The 14,286-nt window shown below is 69.5% G+C and carries 13 protein-coding genes; 4 read left to right on the top strand and 9 right to left on the bottom strand.

The window, feature by feature from the left end:
* Window positions 1-28: 28 nt before the first annotated feature.
* The 9 genes from ACSVDD_RS08580 to ACSVDD_RS08540 form a co-directional block, all read right to left on the bottom strand.
* Window positions 29-1,705 carry a DedA family protein gene (locus ACSVDD_RS08580; RefSeq protein WP_448188908.1) on the bottom strand — a complete coding sequence of 559 codons (1,677 nt, stop codon included), beginning with the start codon at window positions 1,703-1,705 and terminating at the stop codon, window positions 29-31.
* 177 nt (window positions 1,706-1,882) lie between these two features.
* Window positions 1,883-5,425 carry a tetratricopeptide repeat protein gene (locus tag ACSVDD_RS08575; RefSeq protein WP_448188907.1) on the bottom strand — a complete coding sequence of 1,181 codons (3,543 nt, stop codon included), beginning with the start codon at window positions 5,423-5,425 and terminating at the stop codon, window positions 1,883-1,885.
* Between the two features lie 5 nt (window positions 5,426-5,430).
* The gene (locus tag ACSVDD_RS08570; RefSeq protein ID WP_448188906.1) at window positions 5,431-6,126 is read right to left on the bottom strand and encodes an OmpA/MotB family protein; all 696 of its coding nucleotides are present in this window, start codon (window positions 6,124-6,126) and stop codon (window positions 5,431-5,433) included.
* On the bottom strand, window positions 6,123-6,788 hold the full coding sequence (locus ACSVDD_RS08565; RefSeq protein ID WP_448188905.1) for a hypothetical protein: 666 nt from the start codon (window positions 6,786-6,788) through the stop codon (window positions 6,123-6,125). The genes ACSVDD_RS08570 and ACSVDD_RS08565 overlap by 4 nt, the downstream gene beginning before the upstream one ends.
* Before the next feature lie 14 nt (window positions 6,789-6,802).
* Window positions 6,803-7,381 (bottom strand): protein phosphatase CheZ, encoded by a 579-nt coding sequence (locus ACSVDD_RS08560; RefSeq protein WP_448188904.1) that lies wholly within the window; start codon window positions 7,379-7,381, stop codon window positions 6,803-6,805.
* A 114-nt stretch (window positions 7,382-7,495) separates the two neighbouring features.
* Window positions 7,496-8,329: a MotE family protein gene (locus ACSVDD_RS08555; protein ID WP_448188903.1), complete on the bottom strand. Its 834-nt coding sequence runs from the start codon at window positions 8,327-8,329 to the stop codon at window positions 7,496-7,498.
* Between the two features lie 15 nt (window positions 8,330-8,344).
* Window positions 8,345-8,863, bottom strand: a complete 519-nt coding sequence (locus ACSVDD_RS08550; protein ID WP_448188902.1) for a DUF6468 domain-containing protein — start codon at window positions 8,861-8,863, stop codon at window positions 8,345-8,347.
* Entirely contained in the window at window positions 8,860-9,945 is a 1,086-nt protein-coding gene (gene fliM / locus ACSVDD_RS08545) for a flagellar motor switch protein FliM (RefSeq protein ID WP_448188901.1), read from the bottom strand. The genes ACSVDD_RS08550 and fliM overlap by 4 nt, the downstream gene beginning before the upstream one ends.
* Window positions 9,946-9,967: 22 nt before the next feature.
* Window positions 9,968-10,483, bottom strand: a complete 516-nt coding sequence (locus tag ACSVDD_RS08540; protein ID WP_448188900.1) for a flagellar basal body-associated FliL family protein — start codon at window positions 10,481-10,483, stop codon at window positions 9,968-9,970.
* Window positions 10,484-11,047: 564 nt separating this feature from the next.
* Here ACSVDD_RS08540 and flgF point away from each other — a divergent pair.
* The 4 genes from flgF to flgH are packed head-to-tail and all read left to right on the top strand — an operon-like array spanning window position 11,048 to window position 14,186.
* Window positions 11,048-11,770 (top strand): flagellar basal-body rod protein FlgF, encoded by a 723-nt coding sequence (gene flgF / locus ACSVDD_RS08535; protein ID WP_448188899.1) that lies wholly within the window; start codon window positions 11,048-11,050, stop codon window positions 11,768-11,770.
* Between the two features lie 26 nt (window positions 11,771-11,796).
* A complete protein-coding gene (gene flgG, locus ACSVDD_RS08530; RefSeq protein ID WP_448188898.1) occupies window positions 11,797-12,582 on the top strand; it encodes a flagellar basal-body rod protein FlgG in 786 nt (261 codons plus the stop codon).
* A 39-nt stretch (window positions 12,583-12,621) separates the two neighbouring features.
* Complete coding sequence (gene flgA, locus ACSVDD_RS08525) at window positions 12,622-13,374, top strand: flagellar basal body P-ring formation chaperone FlgA (protein WP_448188897.1); 753 nt, start codon at window positions 12,622-12,624, stop codon at window positions 13,372-13,374.
* Window positions 13,375-13,421: 47 nt separating this feature from the next.
* A complete protein-coding gene (gene flgH / locus ACSVDD_RS08520; protein WP_448188896.1) occupies window positions 13,422-14,186 on the top strand; it encodes a flagellar basal body L-ring protein FlgH in 765 nt (254 codons plus the stop codon).
* The last annotated feature ends 100 nt before the right edge of the window (window positions 14,187-14,286 follow it).

Raw genomic sequence — 14,286 nt, 5'->3', positions numbered from 1 at the left:
AAACACCTCTTACAACGAAAATGCGTCCTCAGTTGGAGGCCGGATAGATCGACAGGAGCCGCTGCTGGCGCTGCTGGAATCCCACCAATTCGCGCAGGCTCAACGGCCGGAAGCCGCGGGCGCGGTTGAGCGCGCCGACCTCGAACATCAGAGCCTGCTGGCGGAACAGGTCGGCGTAGACGTCGGCCAGCCGGAACTCCGGGTCCCAGACGTGGATGGCCTCGGCACCAGCGCCGTTGACCTCGATGATCTGGATGTCCTCGCCTTCCATCAGCCGCTCGGCCGAGGCGAAGCGCACGTCGAAGCGGCCGAAGTGGAAATTCGGCATGGCATCGGCGATCTCGTCGAACCGGCGGGCCAGCGCCGGGGTGGCGTAGGCCTGCGCGTCCTTGTACAGGCCGCCCACCCGGCTCGATCCCACCATGTGCAGGCGCACCAGCTCGCCGGCCGCCGGCACCGTCCGCAGACGCTCGCCCAGCGTCTCGCGGTGCAGCTTCGCCTTCCAGGACGCGCGCGGATCGCGCTCGATCAACTCGTCCAGCGTCGAGCGGCCGTCGCCGACCACGTGCGGGAAATAGCGGAAGGTCATGGAGAAGATGAAGCCGCGCTCCTCGCCCGGCCGCCGCACGTAGAAGATTCCAGCCTCACCGGCATACCGCACGTAGGCCTGGAGGATCAGCGAGCAGCCCGCCGGGAAGGTGGCGAGGTCGGCCACCAGCGAATCCACGTCCGTCACCAGCCGGACGCCGAAGCCGCGCCAGCCGATGTCCGGCTTGAGCACCAGCGGGAAGCTCAACCCGGCGGTTTCGACGAGGTCGCGCAACGCTTCGGCCGTCCAGTGGCCGTCGTTGGCCAGCGGCACCGACGACGCCACCCAGCGGCGCGCCGGGCCGCGGATCATGTCCAGGCAGGCGATCTTCGATTCGCCGAGCAGGCCGCCCGCCTCGATGGACGGGTTGGCGGCGGTGGGCAGCGTCAGGCTGCGGTGCTTGATCGCCAGGGCGAACCACTGGACGACCAGCGGGATGTAGAACAGCAGCGGCGGAATGCGCTCCGCCAAGCCGATGGCGCCGGACCCGGCCGCGACCACGGGCATGCCGGGCAGGTGCACGGCCGGCGTGGCGCTGGCCGCGCGCGGCGCCAGCAGGGTGCGCAGGAAACCGGAAAAATTGCGCAACGCGCCGCTGCGCGCCAGCACGACGGCGGCAACCAGCAGCACGCCGGTCGCCTGCAACTCCACGACGGATGCTTCCAGCGTCGAGGTCATCAGCAGCAGCAGCCCTCCCGAATACAGCGTCGCCGACCCGACCGTGATCAGCGCAAAACGCGTGAAGCCCACCCGCATGGCGCCGCAGGCGAAGTAAGTCGGCATCAGAATGCCCGGCACCACCCGGCAGGCCAGCAGCGCCGTGAGCAGGTTCCGTTCGAGCGCGGCCCGGCAGCGCCGGAACGCTGGCCCCTCCATGCGCCGCTTGATCCAGTCGCTGCGCAGCGACAGCGCGCCAAGAAGGTAGAACAGCACGTCCCCAGCGATGATCCCCCCCAGCAGGGCCAGAGCCGCCACGCCCAGATGCAGGGTTCCGGTGGTGATCAGGCCGGCACCGGCGGCGATCGCCACATCCTCGTGCACGAGGGTCAGCAGAGCGAGGCCCAGAAGCAGCGTAGCCGGTGAAGGCTCGGCCAAGAACGGCAGGAGAGTGAGCACGTCGCCCCGATCCAGATGCAGATAGCGGGGCTTTCCCCCGCCTTAGGTATATGCCTATGCCCCCTTAAAAAAGGAAGAAGAATTGGCGATTTCGTCGAGTTCCGGCGGCGGCGGCGGTACCTCCGACAGATGCGCCGCAACATAAGTTTGCGGGCATGGAGACAAAATTACCAAGCCTCAGCTGTTCGGCTTGGCCCCGGACAGGCGCCCCTTGTAACTCTTGAGGAATTTCTGAAAGACGTCCACTTCGGCAACGCGCGAGCGGATGGTGTTGACGTCGATCAGGCCGGTCGCCTGCTCCGGCCGGGTCAGCACCCGGAAGGCGTCGGCGTCCTGGCTCTTGTCCATGGCGCCGCCAAATTCCTTGCGCAGCTGCGCCAGTCCGGTGCCGTCGCCGCCCAATGCCAGCGCCACCGCGCGGTTGAGCACGAGCTGCGAACGTTCCGGCTCCAGCGGCTGGCCGCCGGCCGGCGGCGGACCGATCACCTTGCCGAGCGCCACCGCCGCGTGGCCCCAGTTCTGCGCCCGCCACGCCATGTCGATGCGCAGCAGGTTCGATTCCCGGGTGTCGTCCTGGGCCAGCAGTTGCAGCGCGTCGTCGCCGCGGCCCAACTGGTCCAGCGCCTTGGCCTGCATCAGGCGGCGCTCGGCCGCCAGTTCGGCCGGCATGTCCGGCACGTTGCTGATCTCCAGCGCCTTCAGCGCCTCGGCCGGCTTGTTGTCGAGCAGGCGCACGGTGGCGAGGCGCGTGCCGACATACGCCTTGTCGGCCCCGGCCAGCCGGTATTCGGTCTGGTATTGCAGCAGGTCGGCGGCGCGGTCGAGCAGGTCGATCTGGATCAGCCGCTCGGCCAGTTGACGGATGATCTCGTCGCCGGCCGGACCGACCGGCGTCAGCTCGCGGAACTGGTCGTAGAGCTTCAGCGCGTCCATGGTCGGCATCCGCGCAGCGCCATCCTTGTAGAGGTCGGCGAAGGCGCGGGCCATGTCCTTGGTGATCTTTTCGGCGCGCGGGCCGTCGCCGATCAGCGCCGCGGTTTCCTTCATGGTGTTGAAGCCCTGGGCGAACTGCCCGGCGGCCACCTGCGTGTCACCCAGGCGCTGGCGGATCGCCATCTCCATGTCGTCGCCGCGCCAGATGAAGGTCAGCCCGGCCAGCCGCTCGGCCGCCGCGGCGGGGGAGGTTTTGCCCTCCGCCAGCTCCAGGTTGATCAGCGCCAGGCCGGCCTTGGCGCGGTGATAGCGGTCGAGACTGTTGTACGATTTGCTCAACGCCTCCTGGGCGCGGGCGGGGTCGCCCTGCTGGCGGGCCAGCTCGCCGCGCAAGTACTGGAGGTCCGGCCGTTCTTCGGATTCGGGGCCGATGCGAGCCTCGATGCGGTCGAGCAGGCGCTTGGCATCGGCGGTGTCGCCGGTCTGCAACGCCGCCTCGGCGGCCAGCGCCGCCAGCTTGCTCAGCAGCGGCTCGGGGTACTTGGAGAGGATGGCGGCTCCCGCCTTGAAGCCGCGCGCCGCCGCCGGCCAGTCGCCGCGCTGGGCGGCGACGGTGGCGCGCCACAGCCCGATCTCGGCGTTGTCGGCCAGCGCCGGGTGGCTCAAATCGTCGGCGGCGCCGTCCAGGTCGTTGTACAGCACGCGCGCGGCGCCGCGCAGCGCCTTGAACTCGGCCCAGCCCTCCAGGTCCGGCTGCGTCGATTGCAGCACGTCCAGCATGCCCTGCGCCTCCGCCCCCATGCCGTTGGCGAAGTAGAACCGGGCGAGGTCGAGCTGGGCGCGCGGGCGCTCGCTCTCCGGCGCGTCGACGATGGCGAACTGGAGCGCCTGACGGGCGTCGGTGTACTTCTCGGCACCGCCGCGCTGCCACGCGTCGAGGTCGAACAGGCGCTTGTTGCTGAGGCGCGGCTGGGCATTCGGCGCCGCTGGCGGGGGCGCCAGACCAGGCGAGGCGCCGCCCTGCGGCGGTGCCGTGGCCGGGGCCGGGGCCGGCGTGAGGGGCCCCGACGCCTCCGCGACGGCGGTGCGGTTGCCCATGTCGGCGGTGGGCGACAGGTGCAGCCCGCCGGCCGAGGTCAACTCGACACCCTCCTTGACCGGGCGCACGGTGATGGAATCGGCGACCGGCCGCACGGCGATGCCCTGGAACGAGGGCAAAACCTCCAGGTCGGCGAAGCGGTGCAGCTCGTTGACCGCCTGTCCGGGGCGCGGCAGCGGCACGACGCGCAGCTGGTCGCCCACCTCGGGATCGTTGAGCAGCACGACGGACGCCGCGTCCAGCGCCCGCACGACAAGGCGCGCGCCCAGCAGGAAGTCGGGTTCGGTGTCGATGCGCAGATCCTCGGCCGGCGGGGCGGTCAGCCGGGTCATCGGCACGATGCGCCAGACGGCGCCCTGCCGCTCGACCTGCGGCCAGATGAACGGGCCGATGCGCGTGCGGAAGGCGCTGCCGCCGGTGGCCGGCACCGGCTCGACCGCGCCGACCTGCTCGGCGCCGGAACCGACGACGCTGCCGGCGCCGATGGGCAACGGCTTGTCGAAGACCACGTACAGATAACCGGCGCGCGGGTAGACCGCCGCCGCCGCCGGGCCGCCGGCGTCGAACACCAGCGCCGGCCCTTTCTCCCGCTCCACCGGCTTGGCCGGCGACGCGGTGACCGGTTGCATCGCGGGGGCGGCCGGGGCTGGGGCCAGTTGGGCAGCGGGGGCCGGAGCCGGAACCTGGGGGGTCGCCGGCTTGGCAGGCTGCGCGGGGGGAGACTGCGCGGGGGCAGGCTGTGCGGCGGGCGGCGGGGCAGCGGCCGTCTGGGTGGGGGCCGTCTTGGTGGGAGCCGGCGTGGGAGCTTGCGGCTCGGCGGGCGCCGCGGCCTTGCGGGTGCCGGGGTTCAGGACATCGACGATGACCGACCTGCCGTTGCGGAACTCGCGCACGTCGGCGTCGGGCGGGGCGGCGAAGGTCACCGCGAGGCCGCCGTTGGGACCGCGGAACTGCTCCACATTGGTGATGTTGCGCAGCTTCGCCTTGGTGGCGGGCGACAGATCCGCCTGCGCCGCCTTGTCGAACAGCAAGGTCACCGACGCCCCGTCGCGCTGGAGCGTGTAGTCCACCGGCGCGGCCCACTCGAACACCATGCGGCTGTGCGCCGGATCGTCCCCGGCACGCAGCTTGACCCCGGCGGACGCGGCCTGCGCCGGCTTTGGGGGCGTGGCCGGTGTCGAGGTTGGGGTGGCGGCGGATTTGGCCGGCGCCTCGTCCTTGGGGGACTCGGCCTTCGGGGCCGCGACAGGCTCGGTCCTGGTCGGCGTCGTGACAGCCGACGCGCCGGTGGTCGGCATCAGGTCGAGCGCCACGCCGTAGCCGTTGCGGAAGGAGCGCACCGACACCGGGCGCTTCAGGTCGAACTCGACGGTCTTGCCGTCGGCGGCGATGCGGCCGGCGGAGACGTAGGCGGACAGCGACGCCACCGCCTTGTCCACCGACGCCTCGATGGACTGGTCGAAGCCGACGATCAGGCGCTCTCCCTCAACGCGGGCGGTGAACTCCACCTTCTGCGGCCAGTCGAAGACGAGGCGGCCATAGTCCTTGTGCGATGCGCCGCGCACCGGCACGGGCGCCGCCGCCGCGCCCGCGGCGGCCAGCAGCAGGGCCACGGCCGCGAGGCCGCCGATCCGCCGATGCCCATGCCGCCGATGCCCATGCCTTGATGGGTTCGCGCCGAAGCCCATCGCCCTCACTCCTTCTGCTCGCGCACGACGATATCGACGCGCGGCCCCGCGGTGTCGGTCCGCAGCAGCCGGCCCATCGACGTGCGCGCCACCAGCTCGCGCCGGTAGCCGTGCTCGCGCAGCGCCATCGACACCGCCACGGCGCGCCCGAGCGAGCGTTCCCAGGCCAGCTCCGGCGGCACGTCCTCGCGCTCGGCGTGGCCGACCACCTCGATGCGGTTGCCGATGCGGCCGACCACCGCTCCCAGCAGATACAGCACCCGCCGCCCGCGCGGTGAGAACATCGGAGCGTTCTTCTCGAACAGCACGTCGCTGGACAGCCCGATCACCACCCGGTCGTCCTCGCGTGTCACCTGCACGCCTGCCAGTTCCGGCATGTCGGCCACCTGCCCGTGCAGCAGCGCACCGAGATAGTCCAGGTTGATGGAGGATTCCGCCTCCAGCGTGGCGGCGTTGAAGGCCGTGGACAGCACCGGCTGCGCGTCGGACGGCCGCGTCGCGGTGGAGCGGGCCGACAGGCCCTGCGCCATCTTGGCCCAGCGCTGCGCCTGCGGCTCGGCCATGGAGAACATCAGCACGAAGAAGGCCAGCAGCAGCGACATCAGGTCGGTGAAGCTGATCAGCCAGATGGTCTTGCGCGCTTCGGCCCCATCGCTGTCGTGGGGGCGGCCGTGGGCACGCGGCTTCGGCACGCGGATCATCGCCGCCTCCCCCGCGTCTGGTCCTCGGCGCTGCGGATGGAGAACAGCAGGCGCGCGGTGCCCGGCTCGCCGCGCTCGATGCCGACGGTGACCGCCTCGGCCGGGGCGCCGTCGCCGACCAGCGCGCGGACCAGCGCGCCGGCCCGCTCGATGGGGCCGGGCGGCTGGCTGGGGGTCGTCGGCGACAGCGCCAGCAGCGCGTCCAGTTCGATGCGCTCGCCGGCGCGGGTTTCGCGCAGGGCCTCGGCGACGCGGTCGATCAGGCCCTGGCGGTCGCGGCGCACGCTCGCGGTGCCGGGCTCGAACAGCTCGTCCGCCTCCAGGCGCACCTCCATCAGCTGGCCGGGCGACACATTGGTCACCTTGGAGACGGCGATGGCGGTGGCGAACAGATCGCCGACGCCGTCCAGCCGCTGCACCGCGATCACCGTTCCGGCGCGCGACACGACCGGCTCGTCGCCATGGCGCAGGCGCGGGTCGATGTGGAAGCTGCGCTCCAGCGATCCCAGCGCCGCTTTGACCCGCGACATCGCCTGCACCGACTGCGCGTTCAGCACGATGAAGAACACCAGCAGCAGCAGGAACAGCGACAGCAGCAGCACGATGGCGCCGTTGCCGCCGGAGTGGCTGGTGGGAAGCGACGGTTTGCCGGGAAGGGCCATGTCAGTCGGCCATGTCAGTCGAAGCTCGCCAGCAGGCGGTCGATCTCGTCCTGGCTGGTGGCCTGCGCCTCACTCTGTGGGCCGTGCAGCAGCGCCTTGTCGGGATCGTCGTCCGCCGTCGGGGCCGGGTCCGGGGCGCGGAAGGTTTCCTCGCCCAGGGCGGCCACCAGCGCGTCCACCTTGGCCTCGATGTGCTTCAGCGCCTTGACCACCTTGGTGATGCGCTGGCCGGTGATGTCCTGGAAATTGCACGCCTCGTAGATGCGGGTGACCGCGTCGTTGAGCTTGCCGGCGTTCTCCGCGTCCACGGCGCCGGCCACGGCGCCCACCACGTCGCAGGCGTCGAAGATGGCGAAGGTCGCCTTCTCGGTGGCGCCGACCACGGCATCCAGCTCGTCGGTGGCGGTGGCGATGTGCTCGTCGCGGATGTCGGCCGGGCGGACCGCCGCCACCTCGCTCTTGACGCGGTGGATGTAGCGCGCCAGTTCCTCCAGCTCGCGGTAGAGCTTGGCGTCGTGCGCCGACACGCCGTCGCCCGTGCCGTTCAGCACGTCGCGGACAATGGTCGTCACCGGCGAGGAAGCATTCGGCATGGCAGGACCCGGCCGCGCGAGCGCGCGCAAAGAGGAAGCGAATCGGGCCCTCCGAGCCCGTTTTAACCTAAAATACTTGGGTTAACAGGGGGTTAACCGAGCCCGCAGTGCCTCTTACTGCGGCAACGCCGGCATGGTGCGGCGCTCGACCAGCGCGGAGGTGACCGTCTTGGCCTTCACCGGGTCCATGGCGGCCAGGATCGGCGCGGTCTTCTGCTCCTTCATGCGCTGGATCACGTCGAGGAGGACGGGCATGTCCAGTTCCTCGAAGATGCGCGCCGCCTCCTTGGGCTTCATGGTCTCGTAGATCTTGACCAGACTTTCCAGCTGGGCGCTCTGCTTGTCGTCGCCGGTGCGCAGCAGCTTCTGGATGTCGGTGCGCACCTTGTCCAGTTCCTGGAGCTTCTGGTCGATGCGCTTTTCGGCGGCGGCCAGCAGCGCCTCGCGCTGCTCCACGTCCTTGGTGCGCCGCTCCACCTCGGCGCGGCGGTTGGCAAAGTGCTGGGCCATCTCGCCATCGACCGGCGCCACGCCGTTGCTGGTCCCGCCCGGCGCCGGCAGCGATGCCTGAGTGGTTGGCTGCGGGGAGGGCTGTGGGGCGGGTGCCGCGGGCGGAGCACCGGGCGCCGGAGCGGCCGGTTTGGCACCGTTCGCCGGGGCCGGGGCAGGCTTCGGCGCGCCCTCGGCGTGCGAGGTCGGGAAGTCGGGCATGCGGGCGTCACGGGTCGCCAGCCGCCACATCTCGCCGACGCGGACGCCCAGCAGCAGCACGGCGACGAAGATCATCACCGGCAACACGCGGAAGCGCACGCGCTTCATCCGCGCGGCAAAGCGCCCGGCGGGAGACTCGCCCCTGGGCTTGGCGGACTTGCGCGCCGCCTTCGCGGCCGGCCGGGGGGCGGGCTTCGGCGCGGGTTTGACGGCGGGTGCCACGGCGGTGTTGGTCATGACCGAACTCCCCCCTTACCGGCGGTTCTCGATGGCGCGCAGCAACTCGCGTTCGGCGCGGGACAAGCCCTCCTCACCCTCGCGCGGACGGTCGTCGGCGGACGGCTGGGTGCGTCGCACGGGCGGCGGAGCGAGGTGTTCCTCGTCCATCTCGTCGTGCACCGGGCGCAAGACCGGCGTCCGCGCCACCGGCCTGGACGACGGCTTCGGGCGCTCGTCGGAATAGCCGGACAGGCGGTCGGCCAGCGTGTTGCCGGCCTCGATCATGAACTGCAACTCGTCGCGCAACGTCCCGGCCTTGTCGATGGTCTTCTGCAAGCCCTCGCCGGTGTTGTGCGCGGTCGCCTTCATGCCGCGCACGCCGGCGTCGGCCTTGGTCATCGCCTCGTTCAGGCCCTTGATCAGCTCGGCCAGCTCGCCGCGGCTCTCGCGCAGGCGGACGATCTGCCGGTTGAGGATGATGGCGTAGGCGATGGTGGCGACCAGCAGGCCGACCATGATCAGGTCGATCACCAGGGAGACGGTCGGGCTCATAGGCGCATGACCTCCTGCTTGGGCAGTTCCTTTTCGAGGCGCACGGCGATGTGGCCGCCCTTGCGTCCCATGCGGCCCTGGAACATGGACACGTCGCCGCAGCGCAGCTCGATGGCGCCGTCCGGCGTGGCGTTGAGCAGGATTCGCGAGCCGACGCGCCAGTTCAGCACGTCGTGCAGCGTCATGGTGATCTCGTCGAGCACCGCCGCCAGATCGACGTCGGTGACCAGCAGCTCGGACGCCAGGTGGGTTTCCCAGATGGAGTCACGGCCGAACTTCTCACCCATGAACATCTGGAGCAGCAGCTCGCGGACGGGTTCGAGGGTGGCGTAGGGGATCATCAGCTCCAGGCGCCCGCCGCGGTCCTCCATGTCGATGCGCAGCTTGACCAGCACCGCCGCGTTCGCCGGCCGGGCGATGGTCGCGAAGCGCGGGTTGGTCTCCAGCCGGTCGAAGCGGAAGGTGACGGGCGACAGCGGGTCGAAGGCGGCGGACAGGTCGGACAGCACGACGTGCACCATGCGCTCGACCAGATTGCGCTCGATGGTCGTGTAGGGGCGGCCCTCGATGCGCATGGCCGCGGTGCCGCGCCGGCCGCCCAGCAGCACGTCGACGATGGAGTAGATGAGCGCCGAATCCACCACCATCAGGCCGTAGTTGTCCCACTCCTCCGCCTTGAAGACGGAGAGCATGGCCGGCAGCGGGATCGAGTTCAAATAGTCGCCGAAGCGCACCGACGAGATCTGGTCGAGGCTGACCTCGACGTTGTCGGAAGTGAAGTTGCGCAAGGATGTGGACATCATGCGGACGAGGCGGTCGAAGACCACCTCCAGCATGGGCAGGCGTTCGTAGTTGACGAGCGCGCTGTTGACCAGCGCCATGATGCCGGAGTTGTCGCCGTCGCCGCCGGCACCCTGGTCGAAGCCGAGCAGGCTGTCGATTTCGTCCTGATTGAGGACGCGCGTGGAACCGCCGCCACCACCGCCGCCGTCATCGCCGCCCATGTCGCCGCTGTCTTCGGCGAGGGCCGCCCATTCGGCGGCGAGGCGTTCTTCTTCGCTCAGCTCGTCCGTGTCGCTCATCGTGTGCCCCCGACGCGCATCGTCACTGAACCAGCATTTCGCGGAACAGCACGTCCTTCACCTTCACCGGATAAGCCGCCGCAGTGATGCGCAGCAGCAGTTCCTGGCGCAGGCGGTACATGCCGGCCGACCCCTTGAGGTCTTCCAGGCGCAGTTCGCGCAAGTAGACCTGGAAGTTGTCGACGATGCGCGGCAGCACGTGCTCGACGGCCGGGATGTCCTCGCGCTTGGACACCTGGATGGAGATCTTGATCTTCAGGAAGGCAGGCCGCTTGCCGCTGCTGTTGAGGTTCACCAGCATGTCCGGCAGGTCGTAGAACACCGGCGGCCCTTCGACCTCCGGCGGCTTTTCCTCGACGTGCTCCTCGTGCTTCTTGCCCAACAGCATGTCGAGCACGCCCGAGAAATAGATGCCCGCCCCCGCGCCGATCAGCAGCACCAGCGGGAGGATGACGAACAGCACCAGCTTCTTGCCGCTGAACTTCTTGCGCGGCAAGCCGTCGGTGGAGAGATCGTCATCGTCGGCGTGCGCCGTCATTGGAAGTCCATTGTGCGCGAGCGGGGAGTCCGGCCGTTTCCGGCAGTCGTCACCGTATCTTTCGGATAGTTAATAACTCCTTTCAACGGCCATTTTCGGGGTGTGACCACGCCGGGCGCGGAAGGGGACGGGAATGGGGTGGAGGTGCTTTGGCGGGCTGAAGGCAAACGGCACGGTTCTTGAGTAGACATCCCCCGACATAGCCAGGAGTCCGTTCGGACACGGGTCCCCGTCCTGCCCTCCCCGCCCCTCGGCGGTCGAGGTGCGCCCTCGCGCGGTGTGCGGGAGGCCGGCGGCCCGTATCCCAACGCCCCCGGCCTCGGCGGCGCGGCCCTGGCGGCCGTGCGCCCCGCCCCGTCCCCACGCGCAAGGGACGGAACGCCCCGGCTCGGCCCGGAATTGCCCGGCAGTTTCGGCCCGATGCGGCAGGAACTGCCGGGCAACCGCTGCCGCGGTCGGTGCGCGCCCTTGGAATCCTCGGCTTTCTGCGGTTGGCACGGTGGCTGCATAGGGAAAGGCGTCGATGCGATGGCCGCAACGACGCCCAGGACCGGAGAGCCGACGATGGAAAACCCGACCTACATCGCCCTGTCGCGCCAGATGGCGCTGCATCGCCAGATGGACATCGTGGCGAACAACGTCGCCAACATGAACACCACCGGCTTCAAGCAGCAGCGGGTGCTGTTCACCGAATTCCTCGAGCGTCCGGCCATGCACGAGCAGGCCAGCTTCGTCCAGGACCGCGCCGTGGTGCGCGATCTGGCCGCCGGCGGCATGCAGCAGACCGGCAACTCGCTGGACGTGGCGCTGAGCGGCCCCGGCTACTTCACGGTCGATACCGCGTCGGGCCGCCGCTACACCCGCAACGGCAACTTCCGCCTGGACGACCAGCGTCAGGTGGTGGACGGCGGCGGCCTGCCGGTGCTGGCCGACAACGGCCAGCCGATCACCATCCCGGACGGCACCGCCTCCATCCAGATCAAGGGCGACGGCACCGTCGCCACCGAACTGGGCCCGGTCGGCCGCCTGAACGTGGTGACCTTCAAGCGCGAACAGCTGATGACCGAAGTCGGCAGCGGCCTGTACGTCAGCGACGAAGAGCCGCAGCCGGCCCCGGCCGAGACGAAAGTGGCACAGGGAATGCTAGAGCAGTCCAACGTGAAGCCCGTGGTCGAGATGACTCAGATGATCGAGATCAACCGCCAGTACCAACAGGCGCAGAAGATGATCGAGAGCGAGCACGAGCGTATCCGGGGCCTTATCCAGCGGCTTGGCCGCACCGCCTGAGCGACGAGAAACAGGAGAACAAAGCCATGCGCAGCCTCGCCATCGGTGCCACCGGAATGCTGGCCCAGCAGCTCAACGTCGAAACCATCTCGAACAACATCGCCAACTCGACGACGACCGGCTTCAAGAAGCAGCGCGCCGAGTTCCAGGACCTGCTCTACCAGAACTTCCGCCGCATCGGCTCGACCTCGTCCGACGCCGGCACCACGGTGCCGACCGGTGTGCAGATCGGCGCTGGCGTGCGCATCGCCGCGGTGTCCCGCATGCTGGAGCAGGGCAACCTGAACGTCACCGACAACAAGCTGGACCTCGCGGTCAACGGCTCGGGCTACTTCCAGGTCCAGCTGCCGAACGGCGACACCGCCTACACCCGCGCCGGCAACTTCAAGCTGTCGCCGGAAGGCGTCATCGTCACCGCCGACGGCTACCCGGTGCAGCCGGCGATCACCATCCCGACCGAGGCGGTGGACATTTCCGTCAACCCGTCGGGCGAGGTGATGGCCAAGCTGGACGGCCAGATCAACCCGCAGAACGTCGGCCAGATCCAGCTGGCGGCCTTCCCGAACCCGACCGGCCTGGAAGCGGTGGGCGACAACCTGTTCCTGCAAACCCCGGCGTCGGGCCAGGTGGTGCAGGGCAACCCCGGCGCCCCCGGCTACGGCCGCGTCGTGCAGGGCGCGCTGGAAACCTCGAACGTCAACATCGTGCAGGAGATCACCACGCTGATCTCCGCCCAGCGCGCCTACGAAATGAACTCCAAGGTCATCAAGACCACGGACGAGATGATGCAGTCGGCCGGCCAGATGCGCTGATCCAGCGCCGCCTGACCCGACTTCCAAGGAGCACCCGCCATGAAGCGCACCGCGACCGCCCTCATCCTCGGCACCGCCCTTTGCCTGGCAGTTTTTGCCGGCCCGGCGATTTCTGCCGAGCCGCCGGCTGCCGTCTACGGCGCCACGCACGCGGAAGCGGCGCTGACCGAGGCGCTGACGCGCCACATCACGGTCGGCCGGATGCACCTGGAGCTGGACAACCGCGCCGTCGAAGTGCGCGTCCCCGCCGGCCAGACGGCGAGCGGCGGGCTGGCGGTCGAAAACGTCTACTACAGCGCCGTGCAGGGCCGCTTCGCCGCCGAGCTGGTGGTGCCCGGCACCGCGCCGCAGGTCCGCGTGCCGGTGTCCGGCCGCGCTTACGGCACGGTGGACGTGCCGGTGCTGAACCACCGCGTGTCGCCGGGCGACACCATCTCCGCCAACGACGTGGACTGGGTGGAACTGCGCGCCGATCAGGCCGGCACCGACGTCGCCGCCTCCGAGGCGCAGCTGATCGGCATGACGCCGAAGCGGGGCATCCCGATCAACCAGCCCGTCCGGGTGCGCGACCTGCAGTCGCCGCGCATGATCGACAAGGGCTCGCTCGTCACCATCACCTTGGAAAGCTCCAACATGTCGCTGTCGGCGCAGGGCAAGGCGCTCCAGGAAGGCGGCAAGGGCGACGTGATCCGCGTCGTCAACACCCAGTCGAACCGCATCGTCGAAGCGGTGGTTTCCGGCCCCGGCCGGGTCTCCGTCGCCAAGCCCGGCATGGCTCTTGCAGAACGGTAAGACGCCGCAGGCAAAAAACGCCGCACGCAAGAACAAGGAACGCCGCCATGACCGCCCGCCCCGCCGTTCGTACCGCCGTCCGCCTGACTTTGGCCGCCGCCCTCGCCGTTTCGGTGAGCGCCTGCAACTCCATGACCCGGCTTTCCGAGGTCGGCTCCGGACCGCAGCTCAGCCAGATCAAGGACCCGTACGCGCAGCCCGGCTACCAGCCGGTCAGCCTGCCGATGCCGACGCCGATCCCGGCCGAGCGCAATCCCAACTCGCTGTGGCGGTCCGGCTCCAAGGCGTTCTTCAAGGACCAGCGCGCCAAGCAGGTCGGCGACATCCTGACGGTGCTGATCACCATCAACGATCAGGCGCAGATGAACAACGAGACCAAGAAGTCGCGCGACAACGGCGAGAGCATGGGCCTGCCGAGCCTGTTCGGGTTCCAGAGCCAGTTCAAGAACGCGCTGCCGAGCGCCGTCGATCCCTCCAAGCTGGTGGACGCCACCAGCAAGAGCAGCAACGACGGCAAGGGCAACATCACCCGCAAGGAGCAGATCGAGCTGAAGGTGGCAGCCCTGGTCACGCAGACGCTGCCCAACGGCAATCTGGTCATCCAGGGCCGTCAGGAAGTGCGGGTGAACTACGAACTGCGCGACCTGAACATGAACGGCGTCATCCGGCCCGAGGACATCACCGCGCAGAACACCATCAGCTACGAGAAGATCGCCGAAGCCCGTATTTCCTACGGCGGCCGCGGCCAGATCAGCGACATCCAGCAGCCGCGCTACGGCCAGCAGCTCTTCGACATCATCTCGCCGTTCTGATCCGCGGATCGGACACGGCGCGGGTAGGCAAGAAGGGCCGGCAGAAACTGCCGGCCCTTTTTTCCGCATGCGGCGCGTGCGACGGTGGCCGATGCCAGCA

The sequence above is a fragment of the Azospirillum terrae genome (genome assembly GCF_053470425.1).
This window is presented reverse-complemented; position numbering and strand designations above follow the sequence as displayed.